Source organism: Paraburkholderia sp. 32, assembly GCF_050435345.1.
GTDB classification, from domain to species: Bacteria; Pseudomonadota; Gammaproteobacteria; order Burkholderiales; family Burkholderiaceae; genus Paraburkholderia; species Paraburkholderia tuberum.
This window is the reverse complement of the sequence record NZ_JBNDKD010000002.1, coordinates 1,013,393-1,030,293: the sequence shown is the minus strand read 5'-3', so window position 1 is coordinate 1,030,293 and position 16,901 is coordinate 1,013,393. Positions and strand designations below refer to the sequence as shown.

At 59.9% G+C, this 16,901-nt stretch carries 16 protein-coding genes and 2 pseudogenes; 12 read left to right on the top strand and 6 right to left on the bottom strand.

What is annotated here, in order from left to right; translation table 11 throughout:
- Window positions 1-22: 22 nt before the first annotated feature.
- Entirely contained in the window at window positions 23-910 is an 888-nt protein-coding gene (gene galU, locus OKW26_RS20065) for a UTP--glucose-1-phosphate uridylyltransferase GalU (RefSeq protein ID WP_429354901.1), read from the bottom strand.
- Window positions 911-1,347: 437 nt separating this feature from the next.
- On the opposite strand from galU, the gene OKW26_RS20060 reads away from it, so the two are divergent.
- The 5 genes and pseudogenes from OKW26_RS20060 to tnpC (OKW26_RS20040) form a co-directional block, all read left to right on the top strand.
- Complete coding sequence (locus OKW26_RS20060) at window positions 1,348-1,623, top strand: hypothetical protein (RefSeq protein ID WP_429354900.1); 276 nt, start codon at window positions 1,348-1,350, stop codon at window positions 1,621-1,623.
- Window positions 1,624-1,749: 126 nt separating this feature from the next.
- Window positions 1,750-2,775 carry an IS630 family transposase gene (locus OKW26_RS20055; protein ID WP_429354899.1) on the top strand — a complete coding sequence of 342 codons (1,026 nt, stop codon included), beginning with the start codon at window positions 1,750-1,752 and terminating at the stop codon, window positions 2,773-2,775.
- Window positions 2,772-3,359 (top strand): transposase, encoded by a 588-nt coding sequence (locus OKW26_RS20050; RefSeq protein WP_429354898.1) that lies wholly within the window; start codon window positions 2,772-2,774, stop codon window positions 3,357-3,359. The genes OKW26_RS20055 and OKW26_RS20050 overlap by 4 nt, the downstream gene beginning before the upstream one ends.
- A complete protein-coding gene (gene tnpB, locus OKW26_RS20045) occupies window positions 3,335-3,691 on the top strand; it encodes an IS66 family insertion sequence element accessory protein TnpB (RefSeq protein WP_090812713.1) in 357 nt (118 codons plus the stop codon). Before OKW26_RS20050 ends, tnpB (OKW26_RS20045) begins: the two co-directional genes overlap by 25 nt.
- Before the next feature lie 30 nt (window positions 3,692-3,721).
- Window positions 3,722-5,080 (top strand): annotated as a pseudogene (gene tnpC, locus OKW26_RS20040) (IS66 family transposase); the annotation flags it as partial.
- Window positions 5,081-5,095: 15 nt separating this feature from the next.
- Here the strand turns inward: tnpC (OKW26_RS20040) and tnpC (OKW26_RS20035) are convergent.
- The 4 genes and pseudogenes from tnpC (OKW26_RS20035) to OKW26_RS20020 all read right to left on the bottom strand — a co-directional run.
- A pseudogene (tnpC, locus tag OKW26_RS20035) lies at window positions 5,096-6,436 on the bottom strand (IS66 family transposase); the annotation flags it as partial.
- 92 nt (window positions 6,437-6,528) lie between these two features.
- On the bottom strand, window positions 6,529-6,885 hold the full coding sequence (tnpB, locus tag OKW26_RS20030; RefSeq protein ID WP_165572787.1) for an IS66 family insertion sequence element accessory protein TnpB: 357 nt from the start codon (window positions 6,883-6,885) through the stop codon (window positions 6,529-6,531).
- Window positions 6,882-7,337 (bottom strand): IS66-like element accessory protein TnpA, encoded by a 456-nt coding sequence (tnpA, locus tag OKW26_RS20025; RefSeq protein ID WP_429354897.1) that lies wholly within the window; start codon window positions 7,335-7,337, stop codon window positions 6,882-6,884. The genes tnpB (OKW26_RS20030) and tnpA overlap by 4 nt, the downstream gene beginning before the upstream one ends.
- An 81-nt stretch (window positions 7,338-7,418) precedes the next feature.
- Complete coding sequence (locus tag OKW26_RS20020; protein ID WP_429354896.1) at window positions 7,419-8,018, bottom strand: hypothetical protein; 600 nt, start codon at window positions 8,016-8,018, stop codon at window positions 7,419-7,421.
- Window positions 8,019-8,611: 593 nt separating this feature from the next.
- On the opposite strand from OKW26_RS20020, the gene OKW26_RS20015 reads away from it, so the two are divergent.
- The 4 genes from OKW26_RS20015 to OKW26_RS20000 all read left to right on the top strand — a co-directional run bounded on the left by OKW26_RS20015 (window position 8,612) and on the right by OKW26_RS20000 (window position 13,127).
- Window positions 8,612-9,523, top strand: a complete 912-nt coding sequence (locus OKW26_RS20015; RefSeq protein ID WP_429354895.1) for a hypothetical protein — start codon at window positions 8,612-8,614, stop codon at window positions 9,521-9,523.
- Between the two features lie 370 nt (window positions 9,524-9,893).
- Window positions 9,894-11,147, top strand: a complete 1,254-nt coding sequence (locus OKW26_RS20010; protein WP_429353039.1) for a site-specific integrase — start codon at window positions 9,894-9,896, stop codon at window positions 11,145-11,147.
- Complete coding sequence (locus OKW26_RS20005) at window positions 11,144-12,121, top strand: tyrosine-type recombinase/integrase (RefSeq protein WP_429353038.1); 978 nt, start codon at window positions 11,144-11,146, stop codon at window positions 12,119-12,121. The genes OKW26_RS20010 and OKW26_RS20005 overlap by 4 nt, the downstream gene beginning before the upstream one ends.
- Window positions 12,114-13,127, top strand: a complete 1,014-nt coding sequence (locus tag OKW26_RS20000) for a tyrosine-type recombinase/integrase (protein WP_429353037.1) — start codon at window positions 12,114-12,116, stop codon at window positions 13,125-13,127. The genes OKW26_RS20005 and OKW26_RS20000 overlap by 8 nt, the downstream gene beginning before the upstream one ends.
- 259 nt (window positions 13,128-13,386) lie before the next feature.
- Here OKW26_RS20000 and OKW26_RS19995 read toward each other — a convergent pair whose 3' ends face one another.
- A complete protein-coding gene (locus OKW26_RS19995) occupies window positions 13,387-14,319 on the bottom strand; it encodes a LysR family transcriptional regulator (RefSeq protein ID WP_429354894.1) in 933 nt (310 codons plus the stop codon).
- Between the two features lie 79 nt (window positions 14,320-14,398).
- On the opposite strand from OKW26_RS19995, the gene OKW26_RS19990 reads away from it, so the two are divergent.
- The 3 genes from OKW26_RS19990 (at window position 14,399) to OKW26_RS19980 (ending at window position 16,857) form a co-directional block, all read left to right on the top strand.
- On the top strand, window positions 14,399-14,647 hold the full coding sequence (locus OKW26_RS19990) for a hypothetical protein (protein WP_429354893.1): 249 nt from the start codon (window positions 14,399-14,401) through the stop codon (window positions 14,645-14,647).
- Window positions 14,614-15,927: a serine hydrolase domain-containing protein gene (locus OKW26_RS19985; protein ID WP_429354892.1), complete on the top strand. Its 1,314-nt coding sequence runs from the start codon at window positions 14,614-14,616 to the stop codon at window positions 15,925-15,927. The genes OKW26_RS19990 and OKW26_RS19985 overlap by 34 nt, the downstream gene beginning before the upstream one ends.
- A 63-nt stretch (window positions 15,928-15,990) precedes the next feature.
- A complete protein-coding gene (locus OKW26_RS19980; RefSeq protein ID WP_429354891.1) occupies window positions 15,991-16,857 on the top strand; it encodes an NmrA family NAD(P)-binding protein in 867 nt (288 codons plus the stop codon).
- The last annotated feature ends 44 nt before the right edge of the window (window positions 16,858-16,901 follow it).

Below are 16,901 nucleotides of genomic sequence, written 5' to 3'. Positions count from 1 at the left end.
AGACAAGGCTTTCTTTCATTGCCTAAAGCGCCCGATTCGCGCCGCAGACCCGTTCGCGCAGCCATGCACCGAAGTCCTCTTTCACTTCCCGATGGCGCAACGCAAGTTCAACCGTTGCCTTCACGTAGCCAAGCTTGCTGCCACAGTCGAAGCGGGTGCCGTGGAACTGATAGGCGAGCACCTGCTCGTCCCTGAGCATCGACTGGATTGCATCGGTTAGCTGAATCTCGCCGTTCGCGCCCGGCTGTTGCGACCGCAAATTCTCGAAGATGCCCGGCATGAGTACATAGCGACCCGCCACGCCGAGGCTTGAAGATGCCGTGTCTGGTGAAGGCTTCTCCACAATTCCGGACACGCTGATGACCCGATCGTCCCAATACCGGCCAGCGACCACGCCGTAAGCCATCGAATCGCGCGCCTCGATCTCCTCGACCGCGACGATCGAGCAGTCGTAGTGACTGAAGAGTCGCACCATTTGCGTGAGGACCGGCGGCTCGCCATCAAGCAGATCATCGGCAAGTACAACCGCAAACGGCTCGTCTCCCACCAGCTTCTCAGCACAAAGGACCGCGTGACCGAGTCCGAGCGGCTCCGGTTGCCGCACATAAACACATTCCACGTGACTCGGCTTGATGCCTTGCACCAGATCGAGCAAGGACTGTTCGCCCCTTGCCTTTAGCACGTGTTCAATTTCGTATGATTTATCGAAATGATCTTCGATGACCCGCTTACCGCGGCCGGTCACGAAAATCAGTTGGGTGATGCCAGCTGCGATCGCTTCCTCGACCGCATACTGGATCAGCGGTTTGTCGACGACCGACAGCATCTCCGTTGGAGCGGCTTTCGTGGCAGGAAGAAAGTGTGTGCCGAGGCCCGCGACAGGAAACACAGCCTTGTGCACGCTGAGCATGTTCGCACCTGTCCGACGAAATGATGGTGGCTTTCAAAGTGTAGTGTATCGGTGCAAATCTCGGGTCTGACTCGGGACGTTTTGTCAGGTATGAATGGTTCACGCGCTTCGTTCGGCGGTCCAGCCTTCGACCGAATAGCACAGAAAGCTACAAGGGGGTCACCTTGGGCAATCGTCTGCTTCACCTTGGAAGCGGCCGCCAGAGCCACGCTGCGTTGAACGACGGCAACGGGTCGCGCAGAGACGTTCGAGACGCCCAGCGTAGCGCGCTTAGCGTACGAAAAGTCCGTTTAGGTGATGAACCGCTGCCCCGCGATCGAAATCCCCCGCCTGGGGTTGCCGCCGATCCAGGTTGCGGGCGGGTCAGCTTAGGCTCAGAATGATCCGCCGAGGGTGCCCGTCGCCGGGCGACCCGGCAACCGTCAGGGAGGTCAGTCATGCGTGTTATGGTGAAGTTCTCGTTTTCCGCTGATGCCGGCAACTCCGCCATCCGCGCCGGCAAATTAGAAAAAGTCTTCCAACAGCTAACCGAGGATCTGAAGCCCGAAGCCGCTTATTTCCACGCCGAGAATGGCGACCGGGGCGGCTTCTTCATCGTGAACATGGCGGAAACATCGCAGATTGCCGATACCGCCGAGCGGCTCTTCTTTGGTTTGAACGTAAGCGATCCATTTTCGGCATCTAGCCGCTGGGGACAGGAGCGAGGAGCATAGGTGTCCACCTATCCGGAGGTGGACACCTATGGCTGACAAAGATCCAGAGTTACTAACCAGTGCGTAAGTAAGCGAACATAAATCGACGCCATGGTCTAAGCTTTAAGGGGTTTAGGGAGAGGCGAGATGCGAGAGGACGACGGCCGGCAGCTTTCACATGCAACGCTGGAAGAGATCCGCATTCGGGCGGTCAAGCGTGTCGAAGCTGGCGAGTCGCCGGAGGACGTGATCCGCACGCTGGGATTCTCAAGAGCGCGTATTTACGAGTGGTTGGCGGCCTGGCGCGAAGGGGGCATCGAGGCGTTACGAGCCAAGGCAATCCCTGGTCGACCGATGAAGCTGCCGTCCGAGGCTATCCGCTTCGTCTATCAGACGGTCACAACGAAGAACCCAATGCAGATGAAGTTTGAGTTTGCATTGTGGACGCGAGACATGGTGCGGGAGTTGATTCGCGATCATTTCAACGTCAGGCTCTCCGAGGTGTCTGTCGGTCGACTGCTGCGCAAGCTCGGGCTTTCACCCCAGCGGCCGCTTGCGCGTGCTTACCAACGCGACCCTGAACTGGTCGAGTCATGGATGCGGAACGAATACCCGGCCATTGTCGGGCAGGCCAAACGCTGCGGGGCACAGATATTCTTCGTCGACGAATCGACGGTGCGATCGGACTATCACAGCGGCACGACCTGGGCACCGGTCGGTCAAACACCGGTAGTCGAAGTCACTGGCGCGCGCTTCAAGGTGAACCTGATCTCAGCGATCAGCCCGCGTGGTCAACTTCGTTTCATGTGTTTCGAAGGCAGCTTCACGATCCCCGTGTACGTCGACTTCGTCAAACGGCTGATGCTCACCGCTAATGCGCCTGTCTTCCTGATTGCCGATGGTCATCCGGTACATCGTTGCAAAGCGATCCGGCAGCTTGCCGCAGAATCAGATGGGCGCCTTTGTCTGTTCTTCCTTCCTGCTTACTCGCCAGATCTGAACCCGGACGAGTTGGTATGGGGTTGTCTCAAACATCACAGGATCGGCAAGCTTGCCATCAAAGGTCCGGGGCATCTCAAGCAGCGTGTTCGAGCGGTTCTGCGCTCGCTGCAGAAGATTCCGGCCTTGGTCCGATCCATGTTTCAACATCCGTCAGTCCGCTACGCGGCTTGACCCATGTTCGGTTACTTTGTTTCGGCTTAGTAAGAGTAGTTCGACGCAGCAGCGACGGTCGCCGTCGTTACGACGATAAAGGCAAGCGTGCGCTCGTTGAGGAAGCGCTGCGTTCTGGCGTGTCGGTTGCCCGCCTGGCGCAGGAGCACGGGATCAACGCCAACCTGCTACGCAAGTGGATCACGAAGTACCTGCTGGAGCGCGAGAAAGGCATCTCGCCGGCATCGCAGGATGATGCTACCGGCGAACAGGAACGTCCGCATGCCCCGGAGGAAATCGTACTGGAGGGCGCGCTCGCGGTGATTGATGGCGCGCCCATTGACATCCCAGGTTCGCGCAAACGCTCCCCACCTGTCGCCTCGCCCACGGCATTCGTGCCTGTCGTTGCAGCACCACCAGCACTGCCAATCGCACCGCCGTCACCATCACCATCACCATCGCCATCGCCATCGCTGACGCTCGCACTGCATGTGCGACTGTCCAACGGCGTCGAGTTTGATCTCGGCGAGGCGAGCATCGACGAACTGACCACCGTGGTCCAGATGCTGGGGAGGATGCCGTGTTCCGGTTCGACGAAGGCCTGAAGGTCTACCTGCATCGGGAACCCGTCGACTTCCGGTATGGCATGAACAGCCTGTCGATTCTCGTGGAGCAGGCCATGCATTTGAACCCGATGGATTCCTCGCTCTATGTGTTTACCAACCGGAGATGCGATCGCATCAAGATCCTGGGCTGGCAGGGCAACGGTTTCTGGCTCATGCTCAAGAGACTCGAGGCAAACGATCGCTTCGTGTGGCCTGACAGCGCGAACCGGGTCGCGACACTGAGCGTCGAGCAGTTGCACTGGCTTATCGAGGGCATCGACATTGCCGCAGTCCAGCGACATCCCAGTCGAAATTATGCACGCGTGAGCTGAACACGTCACCGGCGTGCCGGTCTAAGCGGTATGCCGATCAACGTGATCATCGACGCCGACGAACTCAAGGCACTGCTCGCGATGCGAGAGGCCTATGGTTCGCTTCAGCGCGATCATGAGGAGGTTCGCAGCGCACTGCGCCTCGTGACAGCTGAGCGCGATCTCGCCGAGGAACGACTGCGCGCTTACCGTCGCGAACTGTTTGGCGCGAAAAGCGAAGCGCGCGCCTCGGACCAGTTCGGCCTGTTCAACGAAGCCGAAGCGCTCGGCGCGAACGCCACTCCCGCGCAGGAAGATACCCCCGGAACCGAGGTCGCGGCCCACAAGCGCAAGAAGCGCGGCCACCGCAAGCCTCTCGATCCCAATCTGCCGCGTGATGTCGTGCGACACGAACTCCCTGAGGCAGAGCGCTTCTGCGATCACGACGGACACGCGCTCGTCGAGATCGGCGTCGAGATCAGTGAGCAGCTCAATGTCATTCCCGAGCAGTTGCGAGTCACCCAGCATCAGCGTATCAAGTACGCCTGCCCATGTTGCGATCTCGGCATCAAGGTTACGCCGGCACCGCCCCGTATCATCCCGCGTGGGCTGCTGAGTGAATCGGCGCTCGCGTGGATCGCCACCGGCAAGTACCAGTTCGGCATGCCGCTCTATCGCCAGGCCGGTCTGCTGCGTCGCTTCGGCGGCGACATCTCGTCGAACACGATTGCCGCGAGCATCGTCCGCGTCGGTCTTGCGACGCAACCCGTCATCAACCTGATGCGCGATGCGCTGCTCGATGCCGAACTGATCTACGGCGACGAGACGACGTTCCAGGTCCTGAAGGAGCAAGGGCGAAAGCCGCAAACGAAAAGCTATCTGTGGGCGCAGATGACCGGTTCGGGCATCCCCATCCGTTGCTTCACCTATACGCCAGGTCGTGGCGCCAGGCTGGCTGACCGGCTGTTTGCCGGTGTCCGTAAAGGTGCCGCCCTGATGACCGATGGATACGAACCCTACAACGGCATCGCTGAACAGTACCAGCTCGTGCACCTCGGATGCTGGACGCACGCAAGACGGTACTTTGTGAAGGCGGAAGACAATGTCCCCAAAGCAGCGCGCCCGCCCGATCTGCTCGCGACACGCTTCATCAGCCTGATCGGAAAACTGTTCGCGGCCGAAGCGCGAAGCCAGACGTGGACGGCTGGGCGACGACAGCGATTGCGACGACGATACAGCGCGTGCGTACTCGATGTTATCGAAAAGCTGATGCTTGAGCACTCGCCTGGCGTCGTCCCCAACAGTCTGCTCGGCAAGGCGCTGACCTATCTGCACGGGCAGTGGCCGAAGCTGATCCGTTACGTTGAAGACGGCAACTGGCCCATATCGAACAATCCCTGTCATGCCGCTAGCGGCATGACAAGGGTTGTTGTCGACGGCGGCACGCCCGTCGCTCACGTAGCGGCAGAGATACGTCCACTGGTTGCGTGTATATGAGATTGCCTTGCCCAGCAGGCTTTCTGGCAGAACCTGCGGCGCCTGTTCGTCCAGCCACTTTCTGAACGCTTCAAGTAGTGGCACGCTGTGCTGCTGGCGCAGCCGGTATGTGTAGTCAACGCGCGTCTCGCCTTCGGGCATATCGGCTTTGGCCAGCGCCTCGACCTGATACAGCGCCTTGAAGTATTCCAATGCCTGCCCGGCCCGGCCGCCGGGCTTTTTCATGCCCTTGAGCGCGTCGACGAAGGCCCGACGGGCGTGAGCCAGGCAGCCGAAGTGGGTTGGTCCTTCGAGCGTACGCCAGGCGGCGTATCCGTCCGTCATCAGCAGATCTTCATAGCCGGCGAGGAATGCCTGAGGATATGCCTGCCCCCGCCCCGGCTGATAGTCGAACAGTACGACCGGCTCCGCACAGTCTTCGGTACTGCGGTAGACCCACATATACGATGTGCTCTGCGCGGTCTTGCCGGGCTCCTTGAGCACCTGCACCGTTGTCTCGTCGCCATGGATCAACGGCTGCGACAGCAGCGTCTTGCGCAATGCCTCATAGAGCCGGCGGTAATGCAGTTCAGCGGGCCGGATGATCCAGTTTGCCAGCGTGCCACGTCCGACTTCGATGTCTGCGCGCGCCAGTGCGTGAGCCATCCGGTATAGCGGTGTCCCGTCGACATACTTGCCGGCAGTAACGGTGGCGATCATCGCCGCACTGGCATTGCTGCCCGGCAATGGCTGCGCTGGCATCGGTGCGGTGATCACCGGCGTGCGTACGGCATGGCGTTCGCAGTGGCGGCACGCGTACTTGAAGCGCACGTGCTGCAGCACGGACGCCTTCACCTCGATATGCAACTGTTCGCTGACCTCTTCGCCCATGCGGTGAAGTGCGTGTGCGCAGCATGGACAGATCTTCTGTTCTTCGGGCAGGTCGTATTCGATGCGCTGACGTGGCAGGTGCGCCGGCAGTGGTTTGCGTCCGGGCCTGTTCCGTGCCGCCCCGGGTACATCTGGCAGGCCAGTATCGGGCAGCGCGAACGTGCCTTCGGCATCGCCGGCGTCATCGTCGTCGTGGTCGGTGGCGGCGATCTGTTCGGCCTCGTCGAAGACACGATCCCCGAGCTTCTCGCTACTCGGCGCGAAGCGCTTGCTCTGCGCCAGGCGGAACTGCTCCTCCAACTGGGCAATCCGTTCGCCCAGCTGCCGGTTGCGTGCCTCGAGTTCACGGATATAGGCCTGGGCGGCCGACGGCAATCGGGAGAAGTCGTCTTCGTTCATGCTCCCAGGATAGCGAATGATTGCGCGCGACGGGTTTACGGGAATTTGTAACCGTCCACCCGCCCGTTGTTTTTACTGGGAACGCCCGGCGTTCAGCTCGCGTGACGGTACCGCCGTGCCGGATGGCGGCGCACTGCGTCAACGTCAATGCCCTCAAGGAGCCAATGCAGCTGTTCGGTCGTCAACTCGATCACAGCCTGTTGCCGACGTGGCCAGACGAAGTGGTCCTGCTCGAGGCGCCGCAGCATCAGCCAGAAGCCGGTGCGCTCGTAGAACAGTAACTTGACCCGGTTGCGTCTGCGATTGTGGAAGGCAAACACGGCACGTGCAAATGGGTCGAGTTGCATGGACTGCTCGACCAGTGCCACGAGGCTATTGATACCGGCACGGAAATCGATCGGCTCACGATGCAGGAAGACCTTAATGTTCGCCTCGAACCGGAACATCATTGGGCTCTCAGTGCGGCAATCATCGCGCTCACCAGTGCGGCGTCGCGCCCTGAGCATTCGAGCTCAAGCTTTACACCGTTGGGCAATCTGGCCGACAGGCGCGCAGCTTGTGTCGCCGGTGGCGACAGATCTGCGCGATCCAGTTCAGGCGTCGGCTGCGCAACATGTGTCGTCGGCGCCGCGTCGTCGATCGCGACGACCGGCACGAAGGCCGACAACCCGACAGCAGTGTTGAATCTCGCGGAGGAAGTCGACTGTTCGCGCAGCCGAACCCATTTGCGCAACTGGTTGGCGTTCACCCCAGCCTTCAGGGCGAGGCCAGACAGCGATGCGCCTGGCTGTAGGCAGGCGTCGACCAGTCGTCGCTTGTCTGACGGGTGGAAACTGCGCTTGCCGCCGACACCAACGCGTGTCACCCGCAAGGGCAAAAAGGTCAGGTCATTCTCGGTCATGGATTGCGTCCGCAAGTTTGGGTTGCGGACGAAATCGTGGACCTTCTCAAAGGCAGAAGCTAGGTGCGTGAAAACTAGCGCTTACAGATTTCCCACCGGAGGTTCCACTGTCAGAAAGCGACTCGCGGAAACGTCATCGCCATCGTGGACCAGTTTCGCGGAAACCGACACCTTGCTGCCGAGCGGCAGCACGATTCCCCTAGCATCGTCAAAATCGGCGCCGGGAGCGAACACGTAGCCTTCTTTCGGGAGAAGGTTTATTTCCTTTATTAGATCGCGCGTGTTGGAATCGTCGTCAGGATTAATGACGCTACTGGCCGCCAAACCGTCTGGAATCCGCTTTATCTTCAGCTTGAAACTGTCATCGGGTGGTTCAACATCGACTTCACTGCCGCGTGCGTTCTTCGACCGCACATGCACTACAAGCAATCCGAGATTGTCGCTGTATGGAAAGACCTCGGTAGACAGGGATAAATTGATCGCCCAGTCTGAACCGCCAGCGAGGTCGAACTGGTAATACGCGAATATTGCCCCGCCGATCACGGCGACGGTTCCGAGCGTGGTTGCCCATTTCGACACGGGGTCCGCGTTTCTCCACAGCCATGCGAACACTGAACGAAGCCAACCACCTGCGCGCACGGCGAAGTGCCGGAATCGCAACCCCACGTTCCCGCTACGCATGGAGTCTCTCCTAACCTGTTTTCATTCAAGGCGCCATCCGGCGCTCGTAGTACGGCCTGTCGCTACCGCAGAAACTCGTAGCGTTCGATGTCAGGGCATATGCTAACAGCCGGCACCATTGAACATACTGCGGACGGTCGTGAGTCGCTCCCAGATGTCTCCAGTGGGTCAACATGAGTCAAAACGCATCGGACAGCGCGCGGCCAATTCCCGCCTTTGCTGACGCTGCTAAGGCATAGATTCATACGTCGGCTGCTTTGCAGACAACCGACGTTCGCGCAGGACCCTGTCTCGTGCATTGTCGTGGAGCAGCCGACGCCGTGCAGCCGAGCCTGTTACCTGACTCACTCCGTACTCGTTCGGCATGTGCAAGCGCCAGGTGAGGCCAGCGCCTGGTTCACGGCCGAGCGTACTTTTGATTCGGTACGCGTGAAATACAAGCTTTTCGGGGCTGCTGCGCGGCGGCTTGACGGAATGACGCTCGTCGAGTATTGATGTTCCCGAGTTGTGCACCACGCCGCTAATGGATTGGAAATTAATTCAACCCAAAATCAATTAATGATGGCAAACATCAATTGGGATGATTGAACATCGTGAAAATATATCTGATAGTGCTTTTTTTATTTTTTAATGTTGCCTTCGCTAAGCCACAAGATAATCTTGCGCCAACAATCATTAATCCCGGCAGCGTCGAGGTGCCGCGCTCAGTAACATCCACCGCTAGCGGTAGCCACGAAATCGAAGGATTGAAAAAATCCAAAGTGGAAATTTCGCGTGACAGTCCGCAGTCCCTAGACTCCACGAGTGCGGATAAAGATTTCGTAGGATTGAAGGCGTGGCTTCTGAAGTTAATCAATGATCCTATTGCCCTATTCACGTTAGTTCTCGCAATTTATACGTTTCAGCTATCCCGAACGACCACTCGGCTTTGGCGTGAGGCAAAATCTGCCGGAAAGACTGCGGACGAATCCGCTCAGGCCGCAAAAATCGCAGCCGACTCTGCTAAACGTACTGTCGATGCCTACATGATGGCCGAACGGGCCTGGGTCTCACTTGTTGGTACACAGACAATCCAGTTCGAGAATGCGATCGATATTAATAATCAGCTCCACAGCGGCACCCAATTTCATTTGCAGTGGAAAAACACTGGAAAGACACCCGCGAGGAACGTTATTTTGCACTCCAACAAAAAGATCATATTACCTGATGAAGGTGAGCCAAGTTTCCAGTTTGATGCAACGGGCGAAAATATGAAGCAAGGAGTCTTATTTCCGGAGGCTCTTGTTACTACACCCCCTCAACAGTTCGTGCTGGCTGATATTGAGCGGCTTAAAAAGAGAGAGATTCGTATATTCGTGTATGGCTACGCAGAATATTCCGATGTGTACAGCGAGCAGCACACGAGACATACGGAGGTTTGCCTTGAAATCCGGTACGACGGGGTTGAAAACGGCCGCAACAGATTTGTGTTAACGCAGTCGACCTCACACAATTCGGTGCTCTAACCCACCCGGACATTCCTAACGCTAATTGCCCAATGTGCCATAACGGCGCCACCGCGACCAGAAACGGGACAGGTTCGAAACGTTTTCTGACCCGAACGCCTGAAAAGTGGCATGGCCGGCAATCAAATCGGGCGACCGGTTTACCCTTGAGACCCGTCGTCCAGAGGTCATTGCAGCAAATGGCCGGAAAGGGTCGCTATGTAAAGCTTTGCATAGCGACCCCTATGTATAGATCTCAACTATGTATAGTTTGCTGGCTTCGAATTCGCGTAATGTAGGCGCAGCGCGGCTGGTGGCAGGCCGGTCAGCGATCTTCTAGACATAGTTTTGGTATCGGAGTCCAGTGGTGGTTCCACTTCAGGAGACCGTCATGGGAAACGTCCGACTGCCTCAACACAGCTTCACCAACTGGCTCGACGTGGGGCCCTTGGCGCCTCATGTCGATGCGTTCGTGCAATATCTGGCGGACCGTGGTTACGCCAAGAACAGTTTTGCCACTTACGTGCGCAGCATCGATCATTTTGCGCAATGGATTCATCGCCGTCGTGTGGATGTTTGTCGCATCGACGAATCAGTGCTCGCCGAGTTTCTGAACGAGCACCTTCCGTCCTGCCGTTGCGACGGTGTCGTTCAACGCCATCGACCCAGTCTGAGCGCTGCACCAGGGCATCTGCTGGTAGTGCTACGCGCTCGAGGAGTGATCACCCCACCGGTCGTGAGCAAAGCGCCGGTAAGCGAAGAACTACGCCAGTACGACGAGTACATGGATCATGTTCGTGGCCTCGCTCCGAAGACCCGGGAGTCGGCACTACGCATCGTAGGTCGGTTCCTGACCTCGCGGTTCGGCGACTACGTCATCGACATCCCGATGGTCAGGCCTGAGCACGTGCGCCGCTTCTTCGCCCAAGAGGCAAAGCTCTACAGCAAGCCGGCGAGTGCCGGCGCAGTGGTGGCCGCGCTGCGCGGCTACTTCCGCTACCGCGCGTCACTCGGCGATCTTGTACATGGGCTCATCGGCGCGCTCTCGTATCCTGCCAACTGGCAATTGGCTTCGCTGCCCAAGACCCTGACGACCGAAGAAGTCGAGCGGCTGATCGGGTCTCTCGGCCAAGCCGGCCGCTGCCCGATGCGGCGTACCGCCATCGTACGATGTGCCCTTGATCTTGGGCTTCGCAGCGGTGAAGTTGCGCGGCTCGGCCTTGATGACATCGACTGGCGCGCCGGTACGATCACACTCCGGCACACCAAGGGGCGTCGGGAAGACGTACTGCCGCTGCCATCGACCACCGGCGCAGCGATTGCCGCGTACCTGAAGGATGAACGTCCCAAGACCCGCAATCGCGCTGTCTTCGTACGTCACGTCGCCCCACGCGGCGAGCCCGCAGGCCCCGATCTCGTGCGCAAGACGATTCGCCAGGCCTACGCTCGCGCTGGGCTGCCATACACAGGCTCACACCTGCTTCGCCACACCATGGCAAACCGACTGCTGGCAAGCGGCTCCTCCCTCAAGGAGGTGGCCGACGTGCTGCGCCATCGGTCCCTGAACACGACACTAACCTACGCCAAGCTCGACAGCCGTAAATTGGTCGAGGTGGCGCTGCCGTGGCCGGGGAGCCCATCATGAGCGCCGTCCTCTCTCTGCACGCGTACGTTGAGCGCTACCTTACTGAGCGCCGCGGCCTCGGGTTTGGTCTACGCAGCCCGGCTTATGCCTTACGCAGCTTCGCACGGCACGTTCAGTCCATCGGTCACCGCGGACCGTTGACTGTGGAGGTCATGGCCGATTGGGCGCGACGCGACAGCCACGGCAGCAGCGACCCGCACACGTGGGCGAGACGACTCAAACAGTTGCGCCCGTTCATGCGCTGGCTGCAACAGTTCGAGCCGCGTACCGAGGTTCCCGACGATGCGATCTTCGGTCGCCTGCCGGAGCGACAGGCACCGCATATCTATAGCGAGAGCGAGATCGTTGATCTGCTGGCTGCCGCTCGACAGCTTGGGCCGGCCCCGGGCTTGCGCGGAATCATCTTCGAGACACTGTTCGGACTGGTCGCCAGCACGGGGCTGCGAATCTCAGAAGCGCTGGCGCTGCGCATCGAGGATGTCGACCTCACGCGCGGCATGCTCACCATCCACCAGACCAAGTTCGGCAAGTCGCGTCAGGTACCTATGCACCCCACCACGATCGAAACCCTGCGTCGCTATCGGTTGACGCGTGAGCTGTCTGGCGAGTCCGTGCAGGAGGACGCACCGTTCTTCGTCGGCACGCGCGGTCAACGCCGGGGACTGCCGCTGGGCGAGCGCCAGGTACATCGCGTCTTCAAAGGGCTACGCGAGAACCTGAACTGGCGCAACCGCGGGACCCATCACGCCCCGCGTATCCACGATCTGCGTCACACCTTCGTCGTGCACCGCATCATGCGATGGCACACGCAGGGTGTTGATATCGATCAGGCGATGCTGTCGCTGTCGACCTACGTCGGGCACGCCATGGTGACCAACACGTATTGGTACCTCTCGGCGGTTCCGGAGTTGATGGGTTTGGCTGCAGAGCGATTCGAGTCGTTCATGCCCCAGGTGGAGGTGCCCGATGCGTAATGCCGTCGCACCCAAGCCGCCTTCATTCGCTTCGCTCGTGCAGCAGTTCTTTACCGAATACCTGGTCACACAGCGCGCGCTCAGCTCGCGCACGGTAGCGTGTTACCGCGACGCCCTGGTGCTGTTTCTGGACTTCGCCGGGCGCAAGCTGGGCAAGGAGCCGACCGCGATGCAACTCGTGGACATCCAGCCCGATCTGATCCTGGCATTCCTGGATCATCTGGAGCGCGAGCGGAACAACTCGGTTCGCAGCCGCAATCTGCGGCTGACCGGGCTGCGCGCATTCCTGAAGTTTGCCGGCCGACGCGATGTCGCCTCGCTACATGTTGTAGAGCGAGCCTTGGCGGTGCCGATGAAGCGCTTCGAACGCCCGATGCTGGGTTTCCTCACTCGCGAAGAGATGGCGGCAGTCCTGGGGCAACCCGGACCGACCTGGTCCTCGCAGCGCGACCATCTACTCATGGCGATGCTCTACAACACCGGCGCTCGTGTGTCCGAGATTATCGGCGTGCGCGTGAGCGATGTCGTACTCGACGGAGCGGCTTGCGTGCACCTGCAGGGCAAGGGTCGCAAACAACGATCGGTACCGCTGTGGAAGACGACTGTGCAGGAAATCCGCGCATGGCTGCGCCTCAACCCACAACTGCGAACTGAAGCAGCCTTGCTTCCTAATCGCGACGGGCGCGCGATGACTCGCTGTAATGTTGGGCAACGCTTGGATCTTGCCGTCGCCCGCGCCGCGACCAGCCTGCTGAGCCTTGCCAACAAGCAGGTTTCACCGCATACGTTGCGTCACACCACGGCGATGCACCTGCTGCAATCGGGCGTGCCCTTCAACGTGATCGCACTCTGGCTCGGACATGAGAGCACCAATACCACTCACCGCTACGTTGAGGCAGACCTCGCCATCAAGGAGAAGGCACTCGCTCGGCTGGAAGCTCCCGCGACCAAGATGCGGCGATTTCGTGCGCCGGATTCGCTCATCCGCTTCTTACAGACGCTATAACTATGTAAAGATCCGTCGGCCCCTCAAGCCCTGCGGAACAGGGGCCGATGCCCGCCTTCGAGCCAACCTATACATAGTTGAGATCTATACATAGGGGTCGACTACGGAAGTTCGACGCGGCGGTGCGGCCGACGATCACCGGAGGCCGCTCGATTTCCGGAATCGGCCAAAACTGAACGTTCGCAATCTGATCATGGCGGACCGCAACGCATACGTAACCGGCCGTTCGATGTTGCCTCACCGGTCCGCTGCGACAGCATCAACGCGTGGCGGCGCGCTGGTGATTGCCCGTCAGCTCCACTACGAAGTCAAGAAAAGCGCGGGTCTTTGCCGGCACGTGGTGCCGGGATGCGTAGTAGACGTATAACGGATACCGTTCGTCTACCCATTCGGGAAAGAGATTGATCAATCGGCCGTCGGCAATCAGGGGCTCGGCACCGAGCAGCAACATCTGAGCAATTCCGGAACCGGCGAGACATGCGTTGAGCAAGGCACCCGGATCGTTGACCGTGAGTCGTCCCTGAGTGTCGACCACAATGCGTTTTCGCTTGCGATGAAATTCCCACTGGAACGGCTTGCCTGTCTCCGGGTTGCGAAATTCAAGGCATCTGTGGCGTCGACTTTCGAGGTCCTCGGGTTTTGCCGGCCGTCCCCAGCGAGCAACATACGAGGGCGCTGCGACCGTCACGATGCGGGTGTCGAGCAGCTTTCTCGCAATCAGGGTAGACGCTTTGGGTTCGCCGAATCGCACGGCGAGGTCGAAGCCGTCCATGACGAGGTCGCCAAGACTGTCTCGCGCGATGAACTCGATTTCGAGTTCGGGGTGGGCGTCCATGAACGCATCGAGTTGTTGCCCGAGAATGGTCCGATAGACGACAGGATCCAGATTGATTCTCAGCTTTCCACGCACAGAGGACGCGCCACCTGCCGCAGCGGCCGCTGCTTCCTCAAGCCCGGCGAGATGGGGCATGACCTGCTCGTAAAAGCGGCGGCCCTCTTCAGTCAGGGAAACGGAGCGCGTTGTTCGGCTGAAGAGCCGGATGTTCAACCTTTTTTCCAGCCGCGCAATCGCCCGACTGACGCCCGGCGGCGTCATTCCTATCACCTCCGAAGCGGCCACAAACGTTCCCGCATCCACTACGGCGGCGAACACGCTAATGCTGCCGGAAAGCTTCTCGCTACTGGATCTCATGGTTGCTCAAGTTAATACGTGTGGCGGAGCGCGATCGACCGAGTGAAGGCGAACGCTGCGCCGCTCAGCAGTGCTGGGCATGTCCGTTGATGATGCCAAATCGGTGACGCATTGTCACTTATCTGATGACATCCATGTCATTTTGTTTCGTTTGGTGCTTGTCCAGAATACGTCTCACCGAGACATCCGCTGGACGCATCAACGGGAACCGGTCGCGGCGCGCGTTTTTCGCCAATCACTGAAGCACTGTAATGCCGCGATCCATTCATTCATTCATTCGGGAAGAAACGAAAAATGGCAGTTCAAACAGATCGTCGTCGTCTTCTGAAGGGAGCGTCGAGCCTGCTGGCTCTTGCGACACTTGGTGGCGTCGCAAGCCGCGACGCGCGGGCAGTACCGCGGCGTCCGCGTGGCGACGCCGCGCTGGCCCATCACCCGGCCTACAGTTCGATCGATCAATGCCTGCAACGGGCGGTGGACGACGGCACGGTTGCCGCTGTTGTCGCCATGGGCGCAACCGACCGCGGACTGGTTTACGAAGGAGCATGTGGCCGGGCGAACGCCCGCACTGGCGAGGCCATTAGTCCTGACACAGTCTTCTGGCTCCTGTCGATGACAAAGGCGATTACCGCAACCGCGTGCATGCAGCTCATCGAACAGGGCAGACTGCGGCTGGATCAACCTGCGGGCGAGATCCTGCCGCAATTGAAGTCGCCTCAAATTCTCGACGGATTCGATGTCGCCGGGCAGCCCAAGCTGCGTCCTGCGCGCAATGCGATCACGGTGCGCCATCTCCTCACGCATACCTCCGGCTTTACCTACAGCATCTGGAGCGACAAGCTCAGCCGGTACGAGACGGTGACAGGCATGCCGGACATCGGCTATTCGATTAACGGTGCATTCGCGGCGCCGCTCGAGTTCGAGCCGGGCGAGCGCTGGGAGTACGGCATCAGCATGGACTGGGTCGGCAAACTGGTCGAGGCCGTGACCGATCAGTCGCTGGAAGTCTACTTCCGCGAGCGCATCTTCGATCCGCTGGGCATGCGCAACACGGGCTTTCTCATCGGTAGCAATCAGAAGCAGCGCGTCGCGACCATGCACAGGCGTCAGGCGGACGGCTCACTCGCGCCCGAGCCGTTCGAGATCAACCAGCGCCCCGAATTTTTCATGGGCGGAGGCGGACTCTTCAGCACGCCGCGCGACTACATGGCGTTCCTGCAGATGCTGTTGAACGGCGGCACGTATCGGGGCGAACGCGTGCTACGCGCCGACACCGTTGCGACGATGTTCCGCAATCACATTGGCGATCTGCAGGTCGCGGAAATGAGAACGGCGCAGCCGTCGTGGTCGAACAGCTTCGATCAGTTTCCGGGTACGGCGCACAAGTGGGGGCTGTCGTTCGACATCAATACAGAGCACGGACCTCACGGACGAAGCGCAGGCAGCGTGAGCTGGGCCGGGTTGTTGAACACCTACTTCTGGGTGGATCCGGTCAAGCGGGTCGCCGGATCACTCTTTACGCAGATGCTGCCCTTCTACGATGCGCGCGTCGTGAACCTGTACGGACAGTTCGAGCAGGCGTTTTACGACGGTTTGCGTCGCGCCTGAGCGATTGACCGTCGACACATTCACGCTGCGTCAACCGATATATCCACACATGGAGAACGAGTAATGTATGCAATCACAGGAATCACCGGCAAGGTGGGCGGCGCACTGGCCCGCGAACTGCTGGCTACTGGTCAGCCGGTGCGCGCAGTCGTGCGCGATGCGACGCGGGCCGAGGCTTGGGCAGAGCGAGGTTGCGAGATCGCGACGGCTTTCATGGAAGACTCTTCGTCGCTCGCCGCCGCGTTCGAAGGCGCGACGGGCGTTTTCATCCTGCCGCCTTCGGAGTTCGATCCGGAGCCCGGGTTTCCTGAAGCGCGCACAGTGATTGAGGCTGTGTCCGCAGCACTCCTGAAGGCACGGCCCGGCAAGGTCGTTTGCCTCTCGACGATCGGCGCGCAGGCCGACGAGGTCAACCTGCTCACTCAACGCACGCTGATGGAGCAGGCGCTGCGCGAGATGCCGATGCCCGTGACATTCCTGCGGCCTGGCTGGTTCATGGAGAACGCCGCATGGGATGTTGCGTCTGCAAGCGACGATGGCGTCATTGCGAGTTACCTGCAGCCGCTCGACAAGCCGGTGCCGATGGTCGCCACCGCGGACGTAGGCCGCGTTGCTGCTGAACTGCTTCAGCAGACGTGGCGCGGTGTGCGCGTCGTCGAGCTTGAAGGGCCACGCCGGGTGAGTCCTAACGATCTCGCAGCGGCTTTTGCCGGCGTGTTGCGTCGTCGGGTACGTGCGGAAGTCGTCGAAAGGCAGACGTGGGAGGCGCTGTTCCGCACGCAGGGCATGAAGCATCCTCTACCTCGCATGCGCATGCTGGACGGCTTCAACGAAGGCTGGATCGATTTCGAAAGCAGTTCTGACGAAATGTTGCGCGGCCACGTCGAACTGGAGACCGTTCTGGGCGAGCTTGTATCGCGTCGAACCTGACCAGAGCCGATAGCGCGACGCGTGGACTCTGGGTCTTTCTCTAC